The organism is Roseateles sp. GW821-FHT03B02 (genome assembly GCF_059421025.1).
The window spans coordinates 14,523-32,769 of the sequence record NZ_JBWKUV010000011.1; the positions used below are offsets into that span (position 1 = coordinate 14,523).

Sequence of the window (18,247 nt, forward strand, 5' to 3'; positions counted from 1 at the left end):
CGCGCCGTTCCATCCACCCGTTTGCAGCCATGCGCACACCCTCGATTCCCGTTGCCGTCCTGTTGTCTTTGCTGCTGGGCGCGGCTCACGCCGGCCAGCCCGCCACGCCCGCCGCCATGAAGGCCTATGCCGACAAGCTGCTCAATGACAGCAAGCTCAGGCCGGACGGCCCTGGCGTGACCGTGCTGGTGGCGCGCGGCGACCAGCTGCTCTACAAGGGCGCCCGCGGCATGGCCAGCATCGAGCTCGGCGTGCCCATGCAGCCTGACCAGCTGATGCGCATCGGCTCCGTCACCAAGCAGTTCGCGGCCGCGGCCCTGCTCAAGCAGATCGACGAAGGCAAGGCCGGGCTGGACGACCCGTTGTCCAAGTTCCTGCCCGACTATCCCGATGGCGGCCGCATCACTCTGCGCCAGCTCCTCAACCACACCTCGGGCGTGAAGAGCTACACCGGCATCGCCGGCTATATGGGCAACCCCGTGCGCCGCGACCTCAGCACGGCGGAGTTGATCAAGGAGTTCAAGGACCAGCCGGTGGACTTCCAGCCCGGCGAGAAGTGGGCCTACAACAACTCGGGCTATGTGCTGCTGGGCGCCGTGGTCGAGGCCATTTCGGGCAAGAGCTGGCACCAGTCCATCGACGAACTGCTGCTCCAGCCGGCCCACATCAACAGCGTGCACTACCAGGCCGGCGACAAGCTCTTCAAGGGCATGGCCCAAGGCTACACGCTGAACGCCGAGGCCCAGGTGGCACCGGCCGGGATCCTCAGCATGACCCAGCCCCACGCGGCCGGCGCCTTGATCGCTAACACCGACGGCCTGTGGCGCTGGAACCAGGCCCTGCATGGCGGCAAGCTGATCAGCAAGGCCGGCTACGACGGCATGGTCACGCCCGTGGCGCCGGCTGCGGCGCAGCGCTATGGCTTCGGGCTCTTCACCGGCACGCTGCGCGGCCAGCCCATGCTCTTCCATGGCGGCGGCATCCATGGCTTCGTGTCGACGCTGAACTACCTGCCGCAGAGCCAGACGACGGTCGTTATCTTGCGCAACAGCGACGCGCCCGGCTTCGCGATGGACACCGTCGCGCGCAAGCTGGCCGCCTTCGCCATCGGCGAGCCCTTTGCCGAAGCCAGGCCCGTGGCCGTGCCCGCCGAGCAACTCAAGGCGGCACAAGGCGTCTATGCCGGCGAGGGCGGGCAGACCCGTACCCTGCGGCTCAAGGACGGCGTGCTGCAGAGCCAGCGCAGCGGCGGTGGTGCAATGCCCCTGACCCCGCTGGGCCAGGACCGCTTTGCGTTCGCCGACTCCTTGACCGAGCTGCGGCTGGAGCGTGGCGCCGGCGGTCAGATCGTGGCCGTACGGCTCTTCAACAACGGCGAGAACGATGGCGAGCGGTGGACGCGCAGCGGTGATGCGCCGGCCGAGCGCAGCTATCTGGCCTTGGCGGCGGCGCAGATGCAGGCCCTGGCCGGCGACTACCTCTCGCCCCAGCTGTCGGTGCGTGTCTACATCGACGACAAGGGGCGGCTGATGGGCCAGGCACCCGGCCAGCCGGCCTTCGAGCTCAGGGCCAATGCGCCGCGCCAGCTCTATGTGGAAGAGGTCGACGCCCTGCTCGACTTCAGCGCCGAAGCGGGGCAGCCGGCCTCGATGACGCTGACCCAGGGCGGCCAGAAGGTGCTCATGCAGCGCAAGTGAGAATCACATCGCTGCGCGCCTCGGCCACGCAGGGCAGGATCAGCCCTTCGGCCTTCTCCTCGCAGGACAGGCCCGGCCATTCGATCCGGTACTCGATGCGCCCTTCGACCAGACGCGAGATGCAGGTGCGGCAGGTGCCCGTGCGGCAGGACCAGGGCAGGGCAATGCCGGCGGCCAGGCCGGCCAGCAGCAGGGTCTGGTCGGCCGCGGCGGGAAAGGTCTCGCCGCCGGGCAGCAGCGTCACGCGAAATGTCTCGGACATGACCGCCATCATGCCGGCTGCCCGGTAGCATGCGGCCGCCGATTCGCAAGATCGGCAGCGTTCTCAGGGCGGGGCGGAATTCCCCACCGGCGGTAGGTGCGCAAGCACGAGCCCGCGAGCGCCTTCGCCGCTTCGGTGGCGAAGGGTCAGCAGACCTGGTGCGATGCCAGGGCCGACGGTCAAAGTCCGGATGAAAGAGATCGCGTCGTGTCGGCGTGCCTGCGTTGAGTAGGCGCGCCGCTGCTGCGTGCGCTTGCCCTGATTCTGGAAAAACCGTCTTTCAAGAGGACACCATGAATCAGACCCTCAACCCCAGCTTCAACCTGACCCGCCTGCCGCGCGTGGCCATCCTGGCCGCCAGCTGGCACAAGGACATCGTCGGTGTGGCCGTTGCGGCCATCCGCAGCGAGTTCGGCCGATGTCGGATCCCTGCGGAGCAGGTCACCGTCATCGACGTTCCCGGCGCCTTCGAGATCCCGCTGCACGCCAGGCGCCTGGCCCGCACGGGGCGCTTCGATGCCGTCATCGCCTGCGGCCTCGTCGTCGACGGCGGCATCTACCGCCATGACTTCGTCGCCCAGACCGTCATCCAGGCGCTGATGGACGTGCAGCTGGAAACGGATGTGCCGGTGTTCTCCGCCGTGCTGACGCCGCACCACTTCCACGAGCATGGCGAGCACAAGCGCTTCTTCGCCGAGCATTTCTCCACCAAGGGCGTGGAGGTGGCGCGTGCCTGCCTCGCGACAATAGCGAGCCTGGACCAGCTGAACACGCTGGCCGCCTGACCTCGCCCACGGCGCGGCGCCTCACCAGGCGCCGCGCCCTTTGAACCGATTGCATGCTTGCCGCCCGCTACCTCGCCGGCTATCCCCCCGAACTGATCGCCCAGGCCGAACAATTGCGCCTGGAAGGGCGGCTGGCCGACCATTTGGTCCGCCGGCTGCCTGAAGCCCACGAGGTGCGCAGCGACTCGGCCCTGTTCGACTATGTGCAGGCGCTGAAGAACCGCCACATGCGCAATGCCGGCCCCTTGAACTTCGTCGGCTACGACGCCAAGCTGCGCGTGCTGCAGCAGGCCCTGGGCACCCACACCCGCCGTACCCAGGTGCAGGGCGCCAGGCTCAAGATGCGGCGCGAGATCCGCGTCGCCACGCTGTTCAAGGAGGCGCCGGCCGCGCTGCTGCGCATGATCGTCGTGCACGAACTGGCGCACCTGCGCGAGCTGGACCACAACAAGGCCTTCTACCAGCTCTGCCAGCACATGGAGCCGGACTACTTTCAGCTGGAATTCGATCTGCGGCTCTACCTGATGAACCAGGAGAACCCGGCGTGATCCTGCTCGCGCCGATGGAGGGCCTGCTCGACCACATCCTGCGCGACGTGCTCACGCGCGTGGGCGGCGTGGACCGCTGCGTCTCCGAGTTCATCCGCGTGACCGACCAGCTGCTGCCCAGCCGCGTCTTCACGCGCATCGTGCCCGAGCTGAGGAACGGCGGCCGCACGGCGGCGGGCGTGCCGGTGCACCCGCAGCTGCTGGGCTCCGACGTCATGTGCCTGGCCGAGAACGCGGCCCGCCTGGCCGAGCTGAAGCCTGAGGGCATCGACCTCAACTTCGGCTGCCCGGCCAAGTGCGTGAACCGCCACCGCGGCGGCGCCGTGCTGCTGGACGAACCCGAGCTCATCCATGAAATCGTGGCCACCGTGCGCCGCGCCGTGCCGGCCGACGTGATGGTGTCCGCCAAGATGCGGCTGGGCTACATGGACGACAGCCGCACGCTGGACGTGGCCCGTGCCATCCACGCGGCGGGCGCCCAGGAGATCGTCGTCCACGCCCGCACCAAGGCCGACGGCTACAAGCCGCCGGCCTACTGGGAGCGAATCGCCGCCGTGCGCGAGGCCGTGCCCATCACCCTCATCGCCAACGGCGAGATCTGGACCGTGGAGCATGCCGAGCTCGCGCGCGAGCGCAGCGGCTGCGAGCACCTGATGCTGGGCCGTGGCATGGTGGCCGACCCGGGGCTGGCACTGCGCGTCGCGGGTGCCCGTGCGACACCGCTGGCCTGGGCCGAGTTGCTGCCGCTGATGCAGGTGTTCTTCGATCAGGTGCGCGCCACCGTTGCCGCCAGGCACCAGGGCGGGCGGCTCAAGCAGTGGTTGCACTACCTCAAGCGCGCCTACCCCGAGGCCGAGGCGGCCTACGCGGAGCTGCGCACTTTCAACGACGCGGACGAACTGGCCCGGCGGCTGTTCAAGCCCGCCGCCATCGCCTGAAGCCTCAGCTGCCCGCGCCCGTTGTCAGGTGGTGGGCCGCCCGATGCAGATGGGCCAGGAAGTGGCGCACGCTGGGCTTGATGGCCGTGTCGGTGCGTGCCAGCGCGGCCAGCGTCAGCTGCAGCGGGCCTTCCTCCACGCGCACGATCTCCAGGTGCTGGCCCGCGAACGGGTGCTGGGCGATCTGGCGCGGCAACAGGCCCACGCAGTTGCCGCTGGCGACGATGGACAGCAGGCCCAGCGTCGAGTTGACGATGGCGCCGGCCGGTGGCGGCCTCATGCCGTGGCTCTCGTACAGCGTCTTGGCATAGCCCGAGTCGGCCGTCGCGCCGGTGTAGACCCAGGGCTGCTCGGCAAGCTCGGCCAGCCGCCGCGCGCGGGCCGACGGGTTGCCGCGCCGCACGACGATGACCATGTCGATGGGCATCAGCGTCTCGACGGCGAACTCTCCCGGCGGCAGATGCTCGGGCAGTGGACCCAGCGCCACATCGACCTCGCCCTTGCGCAGCCGGGTCAGTTGCTCGATGTAAAGCTCTTCGAAGACACGTAGCTGGATCTGCGGAAATTCGCGGCCGAAGGTGCGCAGGGTTTCCGGCACCAGCAGCATCACCGCCAGCGGCACGGCGCCGATGGACAGCGTGCCCGTCATGCGGCCGCCGAGCTGCTGGATCTGGTCCACCGCCTGCGTCAGCTCGCGGTCCGCGGCAATGGCTCTTTCATAGAGGACCATGCCCTGCGCCGTGGCCAGCACGCCGGTCGTCGAGCGCAGCAGCAGCGTGGTTGCCAGCTCGCGCTCCAGCTCGCGAATCATCTTGGTCAGCGCCGGCTGAGACACGCCGATCTGCCGCGCCGCGGCGCGCAGGCTGCCCTGTTCGATGGCCGCCACCAGGGCGCGGAGATTGGTCAGCTTCACCGCCTCATGATAACGAGCGGTTATCGCGACCTCGTGTGCAGCATCTTCTGGCGCCCAGGCCCCGTTCCTAGACTGCGCCGCAACTTGACCTGGATCAAGTCCAAACCACAAAGCCGCCGCCACGGCGGCACGCGAGGAGACTTCGTTGGATTCACTTCAGCCCGGCGCGCAGCCCGTGATGCGCCGTTTGGAAAGGCTTTGCGACGCGAGCGCCGCCGTGGGCGCCCTCGTGCTCAGCGCCGTCGCGCTGATGACCACGGTCAGCGTCATTGGCCGCGCCTTCTTTTCCCACCCCATCCTCGGTGACGTCGAGCTCGTTCAGCTGGGCGGCGCTGTCGTCGTTGCGAGCTTCCTGCCCTACACGCAGTTCCGCCGGGCCAACATCATCGTGGACTTCTTCACCACCGGCGCTCGCGCTGCCGCGCAACGGCTGATGGATGCCCTCGGCACCGGGCTCTACACGCTGGTGCTGGCCCTCATTGCCTGGCGCGTCGCGGCGGGCGGCCTGTCCATGCTCGCGTCGCAGGAGCGCTCCATGCTGATGGACCTGCCGCTGTGGATTCCCTACCTGCTGATGCTGCCGGGCCTGGCGCTGAGCGTGGCCATCGGCGCCGTGCAGACCTCCCAGCTACTGCGCGCGGAGGTGGCGGCATGAGCACGATGTCCATCGGCCTGTCGATGTTCGGCGCCATGCTCGTGCTGATGGCCGTGCGCGTGCCCATCGCGATCGCGATGTTCGTGCCGGGCGCCGTGGGCTACGTCTTCCTGTCCGGCTTCGATCCGCTGCTGGCCCACCTCAAGGGCGCGGTCTACGGCCGCGTGTCGGTTTACGACCTGTCCGTCATCCCGCTCTTCATGCTGATGGGCGCGGTGGCGGTGCAGGGCGGGCTGTCCAAGGCGCTGTTCGACTTCGCCAACGCGCTGCTCGGGCGCTTCCGCGGCGGCATGGCCATGGCCGGCGTGCTGGCTTGCGCGGCCTTCGGCTCCATCTCGGGCTCGACGGTGGCCACCACCGCCACCATCGCGCAAGTGGCCTACCCGCAGATGCGCCGCATCGGCTACTCGGGCAAGCTCGCCACGGCGGCTCTGGCTACCGGCGGCACCATGGGCGTGCTGCTGCCGCCGTCAGTCACGCTGATGGTCTACGCCATCCTGACCGAGCAGAACATCACCAAGATGTTCCTTGCCGCTTATGTGCCAGCGCTGATCGCGGCCGTCGGCTACATCGTCGCCATCGCGGTGATGGTGCGCCTGAACCCGCAGGACGCGCCGGCCGCCCAGGCCGCGCCGCGCAGCGAGGTGATGGCCGCCGGCCTCAAGGTCTGGCCCATCGTCGCCATCTTCGCCGTCGTCTTCGGTGGCATCTATGGCGGCCTGTTCACGGCCACCGAGGGCGCGGCCATCGGCAATGTGATGACTTGCGCCATCACGCTGCTGCGCCGCGAGATGGACGGGCCCAAGTTCGTTGCCGCCATCCGCACCACGGCCCAGACCAGCGGCATGATCTTCCTGATCTTCATCGGCGCCGACATGATCAACGCGGCGCTGGCCCTGTCGCAGCTGCCCGCGCAGCTGGCCGAGCTGGTGGGCCACCTGCAGATCCCGCCGCTGCTGGTGATGGCCGGCGTGATGGTGTTCTACATCGTGCTGGGCTGCGTGATGGACGAGATGAGCATGATCCTGCTCACCGTGCCGACGCTCTTCCCGGTCATCATGGGCATGGACTTCTTCGGCCTCGGCGTGGCCGACAAGGCGCTGTGGTTCGGCATCCTGATCCTGACTGTCTGCGAGATCGGGATGATCTTCCCGCCCGTGGGACTCAACGTCTACATCATGAACGGCCTGGCGCGCGACGTGTCCATGGTCGACACCTACAAGGGCGTCGTGCCCTTCCTGATCACCGACGGCCTGCGCCTGTCGCTGTTGATCGGCTTCCCCGCCACGGCCCTCTGGCTCGTGCACCTGCTGACCTGAGACCCAGAACCTAGGAGACACCATGAAACTGAACTTCCTGGCCGCATGCGGCCTGGTTGCAGCCGCTGCATTGCCCGCGCAGGCCCAAGAGGTCACGCTGAAGGTGCACTTCTTCCTGCCGCCCACCTCGTTCGCGAACACGCTGTTCATCCAGCCCTGGTGCGACAAGATCGCCAGGGAGTCCGGCCAGCGCATGAAGTGCCAGCTCTACCCGTCCATGCAGCTCGGCGGCACGCCGCCCCAGCTCTACGACCAGGTGCGCGACGGCGTGGCCGACGTGGTGTGGACGCTGCCCGGCTACACGGCCGGCCGCTTCCCCGCCGTCGAGGCTTTCGAGCTGCCCTTCATGATGCAGAGCCCCGAGGCCACCAGCAAGGCGCTGTGGGACTACGTGCAGGCCCACGCTCAGCCTGAGTTCAAGGATGTCAAGCCGCTGGCCTTCCATGTCCACGGCGACGGCGTTTTTCACATGGCCAGCAAGCCGGTGAAGGGCATGGCCGACCTGCGGGGCCTCAAGCTGCGCGCCCCCACGCGCATGACCAACAAGTTCATCGCCATGCTGGGTGCCACGCCGGTCAGCATGCCGGTGCCGCAGGTGGGCGATGCGCTGTCCAAGGGCGTCATCGACGGCGCCGTCGTTCCCTACGAGGTCGTGCCCTCGGTCAAGCTGCAGGAGCTGGCCAGGTACCACTCCGAGACCGATCCCGCCGAGCCGGCCTTCTACACGTCCACCTTCATCTTCGCGATGAACAAAGCGAAGTACGAATCGCTGCCGGCCGATCTGAAGAAGGTCATCGACGCCAACAGCGGCCAGGCCCTGTCCGGCCAGATCGGCAAGGCCTTCCTGCAGGCCGACCACGAAGGCAAGAAGCTCGTGCCGCCGGCCTCGGTCAACGTGATCCCGGCGAGCGAACTGGCCAGCTGGAAGCAGCTCGGCAACAAGCTGGCCGCCGACTGGGTCAAGGACATGGACGCCAAGGGCTTGGCAGGCGGCAAGTTGCTCGACGACGCCAAGGCTCTGATCGCCAAGCACGCTGCCGCGCGCTGATCCGGCTTCCTCACAACCAGGCCCGCCAGAGGCCCCGGACACAACCGATGAAACGAATGTTCAAGCGCCATTCGCTGGCGCTGAGGCTGGCTATTGCCTGCGCCACCGTCATGCCCGCCGCCTGCGCCGCCGCCAGTGGCAACAGCGCCGACTACATCCTCTGCCTGGAGGAAGTGGGTGCCGCCGGCATCAGGGGCTCGGGCGCGTCCGCCGCCAGCACGATCAAGGACGACATGTTCGCGGCGGTGGCCTACTGCCCCATCAACAACTTCGGCAACGCCGACGACGGCTACGAGTTCGAGTACGGCGCCGTGCGCAGCGACAAGAACACCGGCGCGCTGGGCGGCGTCGCCTACTCGGCCGGCCTGCAGGCGGCGGCGTCCACGGCCATGGCGGCCAGGTTCGCCGCCTACGTGGCCGGTCTCAACCTGAAGAGCGACGTCGGCGCGGCGCTGACCGCGCAAGGCTTGCGCGACGCCACCCAGGCCTTCGTGAAGGCCGAGATCGAGCGTCAGATCGCCAAGGGCACGGCCGTGCCGCAGCTGGGAGGCAGCTTCGTCACCAGCCTCGCGACGCTGGCCAACGACTGGCTCGCGCTCAGCGGCACGGACAGCAGCGCTACCGCGGCGGGCATCGACTACGCCAGGTTCGTCGCCTACGTGGCCGCCAACCAGGCGCTGAAGACCGTCGTGGCCTTTGACGCGGTCGGCGTCACGGGCAACAAGAGCGCGTCCACCAGCGCGTGGAACGTCAGCGGCGAGACCAATCTGTTCGGCGCGGCCACGGCGCGCTACGCCAACTTCAGCGAATGGAGCTGGAACAACAACGCCGCCACCGGCGACGGCTCCGGCACCGACGACACCGGCCTGAGTTGGGCCCAGCACACGGCGCTGAGCTCCAACACGCTGGCCACGCAGATCAAGCTCATCAACCCGCTGGCCTACCTGGGCACGGCCGCCGATAGCGCGCCCTACTGGAATGTGCGCCACGGCATGGTGGACCGCGACACCGCGTTCGCCATGCAGACGCTGCTGTATTTCGCGATCAGGAACGACGCGTCGGTCAAGGACCTGAACTTCAAGATCCCTTACCTCGTGCCCCACAGCGGCAACTACGACGTGCAGGAAGCCTTCGCCTGGATCAAAGCCAAGCTGGACGCCAATCCCTAAGCCCCCCACCCGCGGCGGGCCCGGGCCCGCCGCCAGCCGTACACACCATGGCCCAGATCATCGGCGGCATCGCCGCCTCCCACACGCCGACCATCGGTTTCGCCTTCGACCGCGACAAGCGCGACGAACCCGCCTGGGCGCCCATCTTCAAGGCCTTCGAGCCCGTGCAGCAGTGGCTCGCCAGCGCCAAGCCCGAAGTGCTGCTGCTGATCTACAACGACCACGTCACGTCCTTCTTCTTCGACCACTACTCGGCCTTCGCGCTGGGCGTGGGCGAGCAGTGGGCCGTCGCCGACGAGGGCGGCGGCGCGCGCGATCTGCCGGCCATCCAGGGCCATCCGCGGCTCGCCGCCCACATCGGCCAGTCGCTGATGACGGAGGAGTTCGACCTGTCCTTCTTCCAGGACCGCGGGCTGGACCACGGCTGCTTCTCGCCGCTGTCGGTCATGTGCCCGCACGTGCCGGCCTGGCCGGTGCAGCTGGTGCCGTTGCAGATGGGCGTGCTGCAGTTCCCCATCCCGAGCGCGCGGCGTTGCTACAAGCTGGGCCAGGCCCTGCGCCGCGCCATCGAGAGCTACCCCGAGGACCTGCGCGTGGCCATCGTCGCCACCGGTGGCCTGTCGCACCAGGTGCACGGCGAGCGCGCCGGCTTCAACAACACCGACTGGGACGCGCGCTTCCTCGACCTCTTCGAGCGCGACCCCGAGGCGCTGGCCGACATGACCCACGCCGAGTACGCGGCGCTGGGCGGCCTGGAAGGGTCCGAGGTCATCATGTGGCTGGTCATGCGCGGCGCGTTGGCGGCCCAGGTGACGTGCCTGCACCGCGACTATTACCTGCCGTCCATGACCGGCATCGCCACGGCCATCTATGAGCCTGCCGAACAGGCCCTGCCGTCCGCCGTGCTGCAGCGCCACCGCGCACGCATGGCCGAGCAGCTGGAGGGCGTCGAGGCATTGCCCGGCACCTACCCCTTCACGCTGGCGCGCAGCGTGCAGGGCTACCGCATCAACCGCTTCCTGCACGCGCTGGTGCGGCCCGAGGTGCGCGCCGCCTTCCTGGCCGATGAGGAGGCCGCCTTCGAGCAGGCCGGCCTGAGCGACACCGAGCGCGACCTCGTGCGCCGGCGCGACTGGCGCGGCCTCATCCACTACGGCGCCATCTTCTTCATGTTGGAGAAGCTGGGCGCTGTCATCGGCGTGTCCAACCTGCACATCTATGCCGCCATGCGCGGCGAGGCGCTGGAAGCCTTCCAGCGCACGCGCAACACCCGGGCCCTGTACTCGGTCGCCGGCAAGCAGGCCGGCCCGCTGGACTGGAACAAGCCGGCCCAGACCTGATTCCCAACCACAACGAGGAGACCTCCCCATGATCAAGCACGCAGTCGCGCTGTCCGCGCTGGCCCTGGCCGCCGGCGCCCAGGCCCAGAGCAATGTCGCCATCTATGGCATCCTGGACGCCGCCGTCGAGCACCTCAGCAACGTCGGCGCCAGCGCCGGCAGCCTCACGCGCATGCCGGGCCTGACGGGCGGCATCTCGCCGTCGCGCCTGGGCTTTCGCGGCACCGAGGACCTGGGCGACGGCCTCAAGGCCGTCTTCACGCTGGAGCAAGGCCTGGGCGTGGACAGCGGCACGCTGAACCAGGGCGGCCGCGCCTGGGGGCGCCAGGTCTTCGTGGGGCTGCAGGGCAGCTGGGGCACGGTCTCGCTGGGCCGGCAGTACTCCATGCTGTTCTGGTCGCAGCTGGACGCCGACATCCTCGGCCCGGCCATGTTCGGCTCCGGCTCGCTGGACAGCTACTTGCCCAACTCGCGCGTGGACAACGCCATCGCCTACCGCGGCAGCTTCAACGGCCTGACCGTCGGCGCCACCTACAGCTTCGGCCGCGATGCGGTGAACGCCGGCCCCAGTCCCTCGGGCACCAACTGTGCCGGCGAGAGCACGGACAGCAAGGCCTGCAAGCAGTGGTCGGCGATGGCCAAATACGACACGCCCACCTGGGGCGTGTCGGCCGCGGTCGACGAGATTCGCGGTGGCACCGGCGCGTTTGCCGCGCTCACCAGCAGCGCCCTGACTGACCGCCGCAGCACCGTGGCCGGTTGGGTCAGGTTCGGCACGGTGAAGCTCGGTGCCGGCGTCATCGATCGCAGGAACGAGGGCAGCGCCACGATGCCCAAGAGCCAGCTCTGGTACCTGGGGGCCAGCTATCCCATCACGCCGGCCTTCACGCTGGACGGCCAGGTCTTCCGGCTCGACTACCGCAACACCGTCAACCAGGCCACGCTGTTCGCGCTGCGCGGCGTGTACTCGCTGTCCAAGCGCACGGCCGTCTACGCGACGGCCGGCCGCATCGACAACGACGGCGCGCTGGCGCTGGGCGTGTCCAACGCCGCTGCCGGCAACGGCCCGGCCGCGGGCGCCGGCCAGACCGGCCTGGCCCTGGGCGTGCGGCACAGCTTCTGAAGCTGCCGCGCCGCCAGGGAATCAGCGCGGCTGCTTGGTGATGCGCAGATAGGGCTTGGGCGCCTTCCAGCCCTGCGGGAACAGCGCCTTGGCGTCCTCGTCGCTGACCGAGCCGGCGATGATGACGTCCTCGCCGGGCTTCCAGTTCACCGGCGTGGCGACCTTGTGCCTGGCGGTCAGCTGCAGGCTGTCCAGCACGCGCAGGATCTCGTCGAAGTTGCGCCCCGTCGTCATCGGGTAGGTCAGCATCAGCTTGATGCGCTTGTCCGGGCCGACGATGAAGACCGAGCGCACGGTGGCGTTCGTCGCCGCCGTGCGGCCCTCGGACGTGCTCTCGATGTCGGCCGGCAGCATGTTGTAGAGCTTGGCGACGGCGAGGTCGTGGTCGCCGATCATGGGGTACTTGGGCAGATGGCCCTGGGTCTCCTCGATGTCGGCCGCCCAGCGGTGGTGGTTGTCCACCGGGTCTACGGAGAGGCCGATCAGCTTGGCGCCGCGCCGGGTGAACTCCGGCTCGATCCTGGCCATGTAGCCCAGTTCGGTCGTGCACACCGGCGTGAAGTCCTTGGGGTGGGAGAACAGGATGGCCCACTGGTCGCCGATCCAGTCGTGGAATTTGATCTGGCCTTGCGTGGTCTGGGCAGTGAAGTCGGGGGCGATGTCGTTGATGCGCAGGGACATGGTGGCTCCAGGTGTGGGGGAGGGCGGGCTGAATGATAGGAAGGGTCCGGGCACCTGTCCCGCATGAGCTTGCTCGGAACGCGTCTATCGGCCCGCCGTGCCGAAGCCGGCGTCGGCCGGCATGAGCCGAGGTCGCGGCTAGCATGTCGCGATGAAGATCCTCATGACCCTGCTGGCCGCCGCCTGCGTCACGAGCGCAGCTCCGGCCCAGACCCCCAGCCTCGAACGCCTTACCGCCGACCCGCCCCTTGCCGGCCGCCTGCCGCGCCAGGCCGAGATCTCGCCCGCCGGGCAATGGGTCAGCTTCCTGCGTCCCTCGGCGGCGGACAGCGAGGTGCTGGAGCTCTGGGCCCAGCCCAGCGCGGGTGGCGAGCCGCGCAGGCTCGTCGCCGCGGCCGACCTGCTCGGTGGCGCCGCGCAGCAGCTCAGCGAGACCGAGAAGATGGCCCTGGAGCGCCAGCGCATCACCCAGCGCGGCATCACTGGCTACCAGTGGTGCGGTGGCGATGACGGCGCGCTGCTCTTCCCGCTGTCCGGTGATCTCTACCTGGTGCGGCTGGGGGGCGGCGGCCCGCAGGCGCAGCGCCTCACCAGCACGCCCGACGCGCCCAAGCTCGACCCCCGCTGCGCGCCCGATGGCCAGAGCCTGGCTTATGTGCAGGGCGGCAATCTCTATGTGCTGCCGCTTGGCGCCGGCGCCAGGCCGCGCCAGCTGACCGAGGACGGTGGCGACACGCTCAGCTGGGGCCTCGTGGAATTCATCGCCGCCGAAGAGCTGGGGCGGCAGCGTGGCTTCTGGTGGTCCAAGGACGGCAAGTCGCTGCTGGTGCTGCGCGTGGACGAGTCGGGTGTCGGCATCAAGACGCGCGCGCAGATCTTTGCCGACCGCACGGCCATGACGGCGCAGCGCTACCCCGCTGCCGGTGAGGCGAATGCCAGGGTCACGGCCTTCGTCATCGACGCGGCGACGGGCCAGCGCCGCGCGCTGCCGCTGCCAGCCGCGGCCGAGTACATCGCCCGTGCCGGCTGGTTCGCCGACGGCGCGCCCTGGCTGCAATGGTTCACGCGTGACCAGACGCGGCTGACCTTGACCGAATTCAAGACAGCAGCCCGCGACATCACTGTCGAGACCGATGCCGCCTGGGTCGACGTGCACGACGACCTCATCGAGACGCCACGCGGCCTTCTCTGGTCCAGCGAGGCCTCGGGCCGGCGCCAGCTGCTGCTGATCGACCGCGCCACGGGCGCGCGCACGCCGCTGACGCAGGCTTCCGAGCCGGTCGCGCACGCGGTCTGCGTGGGCGAGCGCGGAGTCGTCTTCGCCGCCGCGGGCGACTTGGGCAAGAGCCAGGAGCTCTACCTCGTGCCGCTGGCCGGCGGCAAGGCGCAGGCCGTGCCCGGCACGGCCCAGCGCCAGTGGCGCGACGCGAAGGCCGACAGCGCCTGCGCGCGGCTGCTCGTCACGCGTTCCGCCTGGGGCGAGCCGCCGCGGCTGGAACTGCGCACGCTGGGCCGCGGCGATGCCATCTTGCTGGCCGGCGATGCGCCCGACCCGGCGCTCAGGGCCTTCAGCAACACGCCCCTGGTGCTGGCGCTCACGGCCGCCGACGGCAGGACTGCGCTGAACGGCTTCTTCTTCGCCGCCCAGGGGCCGCAGCAGGGCAGGCGCCCCGTCATCGTGCTGGCCTACGGTGGCCCCGGCGCCGCGACGGTGGCCTGGGCCTGGGGCCGAGACATGCCGCTGATCGCCTACTGGCAGCAGCGCGGCTACGGCGTGCTGATGCTGGACACGCGCGGCATGGAGCACCGTGACCGCGAGTTCAGGCGTGCCCACCATGCCGCATTCGGCAAGGTCGAGGTGGCCGACCTCTTCGCCGCCGTGCGCCAGTTGCCCGAGCGCGTGGCCGGCGTGGACCCGGCTCGCATCGGCTTCTTCGGCTGGAGTTACGGCGGCTTCCTCGGCGCCCGTGCGATGCTGGATGCCGACACGCCCTTCGCCGCCGCCGTGGCCGTGGCGCCGGTGACCGACTGGACGCTCTACGACACAGCCTATACCGAGCGCTACCTTGGCATGCCGCAAGCGGGTAAGGCCCCGACCTATGCCGGCGCCAACCTGCCCGCCCGGGCGGGGCTGCTCGCCAAGCCCCTGCTGCTGGTACACGGCACGGCCGACGACAACGTGCTCTTCGAGCACACGCTGCGCCTCGTCGAGGCCCTGCAGACCGCCGGCAAGACCTTCGACCTGCAGATCTACCCCGGCAAGGCCCACGGTATCGCCGGCCGCGCGGCGCGGCTGCACCTCTACCGCACGATGGATGCCTTCTTCGAGAGGCATCTGAAGCCATGACCCTGGTTTACTCCACCGACGTCGGCCGCGTCTGCCCGGGCTGCCGCCAGCCCGTCGCCCAGTGCGCCTGCAAGGCCAAGGCGCGCCCGGCGGGCGACGGCGTCGTGCGCGTCAGTCGCGAGACGGCGGGCCGCAAGGGCAAGGGCGTGACCGTCATCCGCGGCCTGCCGCTGGACGATGCGGCGCTGACCGCGCTGGCCAAGCAGCTCAAGGCCGCCTGCGGCAGCGGCGGCACGGTGAAGGATGGCGTCGTCGAGATCCAGGGCGACCACGCCGACAAGCTCGCGGCCTGGCTGCAGGCACGGCCCGAGGGCTGGAAGGTCAAGCGCGCCGGCGGCTGAGCCGGCGGCCCGGGCCGGCGCCGCGGCTGCCGGCTACTGCAGGCCCTGGCGCGCTCTTTCGCGGGCCAGGTAGTTGGCCTGGGCCTGGTCGCGGTCGCGCTGCACGCGGGCCTCGTGCGTCTCCCAGTCGCCACAGCTGAAATAGGAGCCGCCAAACAGCCAGCCGCCGAGGCTGGAGCTGTCGACGGCGCGGGCATCGCCGCCTGTGCAGACCATGGCGGCCTTGGAGCTGCTCTGCTCGGCCAGGGCTTCCTGCACGAGCATGGAGCGCGACATCAGCACCGAGGCCGGCATGCCGACGGCGAGCAGCACGCCGCCGATGACGACACCCTTGGCCCAGCGTGGCAGGCCGGGGGCGGCCGGCGCTTGCGCCGGCCTGGCCTGGGGTTGAGGCCGTTTGAAGGGCACGGTGGCCGTGAAGGTGGTGGCATCGGCGGCTTTGGTGCCCGCGGTGCGGGTGCCGCCGGCGCCGCTCAGCAGGCGGGGCTGGGCCGGACGGGAGGGCTGGGAGGATGGCTGGGAAGAGGGCGGGACGGTGGGCATGGGGCGGGCCGGCGACGGGACCAAAAGGCATGCTAGGGAGCCGCTTCCGGCGAGGTGTGAGCAATTGCAAGGCCGCCCGTCCGGGGGGCTGAATCCGCGCAGAAAGTCACACCCTCGACAATCGGGCCATGACCGATACCGCTTTCTCCCGCCTGCCCCTCAGCCCCGCCATGCTGGCCAACCTCGACCAGCTTGGCTACGCGCAGATGACACCCATCCAGGCCGCCAGCCTGCCGCTGGCCCTGGCCGGGCGGGACGTCATTGGCGAGGCCCAGACCGGCTCGGGCAAGACGGCGGCCTTTGCAGTGGCGCTACTGCACCGCCTCAAGGCCGACCTGCCCCGCGTGCAGGCGCTGGTGCTGTGCCCCACGCGCGAGCTGGCCGACCAGGTCACGCAGGAGATCCGCCGCCTGGCCCGCGCGGCCGACAACATCAAGGTGCTGAGCCTGTGCGGCGGCAGCCCGATGAAGCCGCAGATCGAGAGCCTGTCCTTCGGCGCCCACATCGCCGTCGGCACGCCGGGCCGGCTCATCGACCACCTGGAGCGCGACACGCTGGACCTGTCGGCGCTGAACACGCTGGTGCTGGACGAGGCTGACCGCATGCTGGACATGGGTTTCCTGGACGACATCAAGGCGATCGCCAGGCGGGCGCCTGCCAACCGGCAGACGCTGCTGTTCTCGGCCACCTTCCCCGAGGCGGTGATGGACATCGCGCAGAAGTTCATGCGTGAGCCACAGACCGTCAAGGTCGCCGGGGCCACGAGTGCCGCGGCCTCCACCATCCGCCAGATCGCCTTCGAGGTGAGTGACGCCGAGCGCCTGGACGCCGTGCCCCGCCTGCTGCGCGCCTTCCGGCCCGAATCGACCATCGCCTTCTGCAACACCAAGCAGCAATGCCGCGACCTGGAAGCCGTGCTGGCCGCCCAGGGCTTCGTCGCGCTGGCCCTGCACGGCGACCTGGAGCAGCGCGACCGCGACCAGGTCCTGATCCAGTTCGCCAACCGCAGCGCCTCGGTGCTGGTGGCGACCGACGTTGCCGCGCGCGGCCTGGACATTGCCAACCTGGCCTGCGTCATCAACGTGGACATCAGCGCCGACGTCGAGCAGCACGTGCACCGCATCGGCCGCACCGGCCGGGCGGGCGCGGAAGGCCTGGCGCTGAGCCTGGCCAGCCTGGACGAGATGGGCCGCATCGGCCGCATCGAGCAGTTGCAGGGGCGGGAGTTCACGTGGCAGCCGCTGGACGAATTGCGCGACGCGCCGGGCGGCCCGCTGCTGCCGGCCATGGACACGCTGCAGATCCTGGGCGGCCGCAAGGAGAAGATCCGCCCTGGCGACATCCTCGGCGCACTGACCGGCGAGGCCGGCTTCACCGCCGCGCAGATCGGCAAGATCAACGTGACCGACTTCCACAGCTACGTGGCCGTGGAGCGCGGCATCGCCAGGGAAGCGGTGCGCCGGCTGTCGCTGGGCAAGCTCAAGGGCCGCAAGGTCAAGGTCAGGCGCCTAGCCGACCTCGCCGACCCAGCGGCGTCCTAACTGTCAGTTTTAGGGATAAGCCGGCATTCCGCGGCCTGCGCGTGGCGGCTACATTGGCCCTCAGCCCAGGGCCCCACATGCTGCACCGACGCCATCTGCTCCGAGGAATGGCCGCGCTGCCGATCGCAGCGGCCGGCCCCGTTCGCGCGCAGGAGCTGACGCTGACGCTGCGCGCACCCGACAGCGACACCGACCTGCGCAACGCCTACATCCGCGACGCCGTGCAGCTGGCGCTGGACAAGACCCGCGCCAGCGACGGCGCCTACCGCCTGCAGCTCTCCGCGTCGATGAACAAGCGCCGCGCGCTGCTGGAGGCCGCCCAGCAGACCGTGCCCAACTTTCTGCTCGTCACCGGGCCGGACGCCGGCCGCGCCGCCGGCCTGGTGCCGGTGCTCTTTCCCATCCACCTGGGCGTCAACCGTTACCGCGTCTGCTTCGTGCACGCGCCGCACCGCGCCCTCGTCCGGGAGGCCGACACGCTGAGCGCCATCGCGCGGCTGCGCCACGTGCAGGGCCGCGGCTGGGCCGACGCCGACATCCTGCGCGCCAACGGCTTCACGGTGGCCGAGATCGCTACCTACGAGGCCTTGTTCCAGATGATCGCGCTGGGCCGTGCCGACCTGTTCTGCCGCAGCGTGCTGGAAGTGGGCGAGGAGGTGCGCGCCCATGCCGGGCTCAAGGGCCTGGCCCTGGACGACAGCCTTCTGCTGGCCTACGACCTGCCGCAACACATCTACACCCACCCCGGCAACCATGTGGTCATCGAGCGCCTCGCCCGCGGCCTGCGCCTGGCTTTTGCCGACGGCTCGCTGCAGACCCTGCTGCGTCAGCACCTGCAGCCCTCGCTGGCCCTGTTGAACCTGCCCCAGCGCCGGCTGATGACGCTGAACGTGCCCAGCCCCGCCATCGTCGAGATGAACGACCGGCCTTTCCAGATCGATGTGCTGAGAGCATCGCCGCGCCAGCCGTGACATCTTGGCGCGCGGACCGTCAACTG

The 18,247-nt window shown here is 69.6% G+C and carries 18 protein-coding genes and 1 riboswitch; of the genes, 14 read left to right on the forward strand and 4 right to left on the reverse strand.

Features of this window, described 5'->3' with window-relative positions:
• Positions 1–29 precede the first annotated feature (29 nt).
• On the forward strand, positions 30–1,697 hold the full coding sequence (locus AC07VX_RS24020; protein WP_493166700.1) for a serine hydrolase domain-containing protein: 1,668 nt from the start codon (positions 30–32) through the stop codon (positions 1,695–1,697).
• Here the strand turns inward: AC07VX_RS24020 and AC07VX_RS24025 are convergent.
• Positions 1,681–1,959: a 2Fe-2S iron-sulfur cluster-binding protein gene (locus tag AC07VX_RS24025; protein ID WP_493166701.1), complete on the reverse strand. Its 279-nt coding sequence runs from the start codon at positions 1,957–1,959 to the stop codon at positions 1,681–1,683. The genes AC07VX_RS24020 and AC07VX_RS24025 overlap by 17 nt on opposite strands.
• A 55-nt stretch (positions 1,960–2,014) precedes the next feature.
• Positions 2,015–2,165, forward strand: a riboswitch (FMN riboswitch).
• Positions 2,166–2,252: 87 nt separating this feature from the next.
• On the opposite strand from AC07VX_RS24025, the gene AC07VX_RS24030 reads away from it, so the two are divergent.
• Genes AC07VX_RS24030 through AC07VX_RS24040 form a run of 3 tightly spaced genes read left to right on the forward strand, consistent with a single transcriptional unit; the run spans position 2,253 to position 4,230 of the window.
• Complete coding sequence (locus AC07VX_RS24030) at positions 2,253–2,744, forward strand: 6,7-dimethyl-8-ribityllumazine synthase (RefSeq protein ID WP_493166702.1); 492 nt, start codon at positions 2,253–2,255, stop codon at positions 2,742–2,744.
• Between the two features lie 53 nt (positions 2,745–2,797).
• Entirely contained in the window at positions 2,798–3,292 is a 495-nt protein-coding gene (locus tag AC07VX_RS24035) for a M48 metallopeptidase family protein (RefSeq protein WP_493166703.1), read from the forward strand.
• A 14-nt stretch (positions 3,293–3,306) separates the two neighbouring features.
• Complete coding sequence (locus AC07VX_RS24040) at positions 3,307–4,230, forward strand: tRNA dihydrouridine synthase (RefSeq protein WP_493166868.1); 924 nt, start codon at positions 3,307–3,309, stop codon at positions 4,228–4,230.
• 4 nt (positions 4,231–4,234) lie between these two features.
• Here the strand turns inward: AC07VX_RS24040 and AC07VX_RS24045 are convergent, their stop codons facing one another.
• Complete coding sequence (locus tag AC07VX_RS24045) at positions 4,235–5,143, reverse strand: LysR family transcriptional regulator (protein WP_493166704.1); 909 nt, start codon at positions 5,141–5,143, stop codon at positions 4,235–4,237.
• A gap of 145 nt (positions 5,144–5,288) precedes the next feature.
• On the opposite strand from AC07VX_RS24045, the gene AC07VX_RS24050 reads away from it, so the two are divergent.
• The 6 genes from AC07VX_RS24050 to AC07VX_RS24075 are packed head-to-tail and all read left to right on the forward strand — an operon-like array spanning position 5,289 to position 11,797.
• Entirely contained in the window at positions 5,289–5,798 is a 510-nt protein-coding gene (locus AC07VX_RS24050) for a TRAP transporter small permease (protein ID WP_493166705.1), read from the forward strand.
• Complete coding sequence (locus AC07VX_RS24055) at positions 5,795–7,117, forward strand: TRAP transporter large permease (protein ID WP_493166707.1); 1,323 nt, start codon at positions 5,795–5,797, stop codon at positions 7,115–7,117. The genes AC07VX_RS24050 and AC07VX_RS24055 overlap by 4 nt, the downstream gene beginning before the upstream one ends.
• A gap of 22 nt (positions 7,118–7,139) precedes the next feature.
• Positions 7,140–8,165, forward strand: a complete 1,026-nt coding sequence (locus AC07VX_RS24060; RefSeq protein ID WP_493166708.1) for a TRAP transporter substrate-binding protein — start codon at positions 7,140–7,142, stop codon at positions 8,163–8,165.
• Between the two features lie 47 nt (positions 8,166–8,212).
• Positions 8,213–9,334 carry a hypothetical protein gene (locus AC07VX_RS24065; protein WP_493166709.1) on the forward strand — a complete coding sequence of 374 codons (1,122 nt, stop codon included), beginning with the start codon at positions 8,213–8,215 and terminating at the stop codon, positions 9,332–9,334.
• A gap of 47 nt (positions 9,335–9,381) precedes the next feature.
• Positions 9,382–10,674 carry a gallate dioxygenase gene (locus AC07VX_RS24070; protein WP_493166710.1) on the forward strand — a complete coding sequence of 431 codons (1,293 nt, stop codon included), beginning with the start codon at positions 9,382–9,384 and terminating at the stop codon, positions 10,672–10,674.
• Between the two features lie 28 nt (positions 10,675–10,702).
• Positions 10,703–11,797, forward strand: coding sequence for a porin (locus tag AC07VX_RS24075; RefSeq protein ID WP_493166711.1), 1,095 nt, complete (start codon positions 10,703–10,705; stop codon positions 11,795–11,797).
• A 21-nt stretch (positions 11,798–11,818) separates the two neighbouring features.
• Here the strand turns inward: AC07VX_RS24075 and AC07VX_RS24080 are convergent, their stop codons facing one another.
• On the reverse strand, positions 11,819–12,478 hold the full coding sequence (locus AC07VX_RS24080; RefSeq protein ID WP_493166712.1) for a peroxiredoxin: 660 nt from the start codon (positions 12,476–12,478) through the stop codon (positions 11,819–11,821).
• 151 nt (positions 12,479–12,629) lie between these two features.
• On the opposite strand from AC07VX_RS24080, the gene AC07VX_RS24085 reads away from it, so the two are divergent.
• Complete coding sequence (locus AC07VX_RS24085) at positions 12,630–14,825, forward strand: S9 family peptidase (protein WP_493166713.1); 2,196 nt, start codon at positions 12,630–12,632, stop codon at positions 14,823–14,825.
• Positions 14,822–15,166: a translation initiation factor Sui1 gene (locus AC07VX_RS24090; RefSeq protein WP_493166714.1), complete on the forward strand. Its 345-nt coding sequence runs from the start codon at positions 14,822–14,824 to the stop codon at positions 15,164–15,166. Before AC07VX_RS24085 ends, AC07VX_RS24090 begins: the two co-directional genes overlap by 4 nt.
• Before the next feature lie 33 nt (positions 15,167–15,199).
• Here AC07VX_RS24090 and AC07VX_RS24095 read toward each other — a convergent pair whose 3' ends face one another.
• A complete protein-coding gene (locus AC07VX_RS24095; protein WP_493166715.1) occupies positions 15,200–15,709 on the reverse strand; it encodes a hypothetical protein in 510 nt (169 codons plus the stop codon).
• A 128-nt stretch (positions 15,710–15,837) separates the two neighbouring features.
• On the opposite strand from AC07VX_RS24095, the gene dbpA reads away from it, so the two are divergent.
• Together dbpA and AC07VX_RS24105 are read left to right on the forward strand one after the other, a co-directional pair.
• On the forward strand, positions 15,838–17,250 hold the full coding sequence (dbpA, locus tag AC07VX_RS24100) for an ATP-dependent RNA helicase DbpA (protein ID WP_493166716.1): 1,413 nt from the start codon (positions 15,838–15,840) through the stop codon (positions 17,248–17,250).
• A gap of 77 nt (positions 17,251–17,327) precedes the next feature.
• A complete protein-coding gene (locus AC07VX_RS24105) occupies positions 17,328–18,221 on the forward strand; it encodes a hypothetical protein (RefSeq protein WP_493183969.1) in 894 nt (297 codons plus the stop codon).
• Positions 18,222–18,247 lie beyond the last annotated feature (26 nt).

Bases quoted from the DNA above. Each gene is read 5' to 3' on its own strand.
- dbpA (WP_493166716.1), top strand. From the start codon at position 15,838: ATGACCGATACCGCTTTCTCCCGCCTGCCCCTCAGCCCCGCCATGCTG.
- AC07VX_RS24080 (WP_493166712.1), bottom strand. From the start codon at position 12,478: ATGTCCCTGCGCATCAACGACATCGCCCCCGACTTCACTGCCCAGACC.
- AC07VX_RS24060 (WP_493166708.1), top strand. From the start codon at position 7,140: ATGAAACTGAACTTCCTGGCCGCATGCGGCCTGGTTGCAGCCGCTGCA.
- AC07VX_RS24070 (WP_493166710.1), top strand. From the start codon at position 9,382: ATGGCCCAGATCATCGGCGGCATCGCCGCCTCCCACACGCCGACCATC.
- AC07VX_RS24065 (WP_493166709.1), top strand. From the start codon at position 8,213: ATGAAACGAATGTTCAAGCGCCATTCGCTGGCGCTGAGGCTGGCTATT.
- AC07VX_RS24095 (WP_493166715.1), bottom strand. From the start codon at position 15,709: ATGCCCACCGTCCCGCCCTCTTCCCAGCCATCCTCCCAGCCCTCCCGT.
- AC07VX_RS24075 (WP_493166711.1), top strand. From the start codon at position 10,703: ATGATCAAGCACGCAGTCGCGCTGTCCGCGCTGGCCCTGGCCGCCGGC.
- AC07VX_RS24085 (WP_493166713.1), top strand. From the start codon at position 12,630: ATGAAGATCCTCATGACCCTGCTGGCCGCCGCCTGCGTCACGAGCGCA.
- AC07VX_RS24035 (WP_493166703.1), top strand. From the start codon at position 2,798: ATGCTTGCCGCCCGCTACCTCGCCGGCTATCCCCCCGAACTGATCGCC.
- AC07VX_RS24020 (WP_493166700.1), top strand. From the start codon at position 30: ATGCGCACACCCTCGATTCCCGTTGCCGTCCTGTTGTCTTTGCTGCTG.
- AC07VX_RS24030 (WP_493166702.1), top strand. From the start codon at position 2,253: ATGAATCAGACCCTCAACCCCAGCTTCAACCTGACCCGCCTGCCGCGC.
- AC07VX_RS24090 (WP_493166714.1), top strand. From the start codon at position 14,822: ATGACCCTGGTTTACTCCACCGACGTCGGCCGCGTCTGCCCGGGCTGC.
- AC07VX_RS24025 (WP_493166701.1), bottom strand. From the start codon at position 1,959: ATGTCCGAGACATTTCGCGTGACGCTGCTGCCCGGCGGCGAGACCTTT.
- AC07VX_RS24040 (WP_493166868.1), top strand. From the start codon at position 3,307: ATGGAGGGCCTGCTCGACCACATCCTGCGCGACGTGCTCACGCGCGTG.
- AC07VX_RS24055 (WP_493166707.1), top strand. From the start codon at position 5,795: ATGAGCACGATGTCCATCGGCCTGTCGATGTTCGGCGCCATGCTCGTG.
- AC07VX_RS24105 (WP_493183969.1), top strand. From the start codon at position 17,328: ATGCTGCACCGACGCCATCTGCTCCGAGGAATGGCCGCGCTGCCGATC.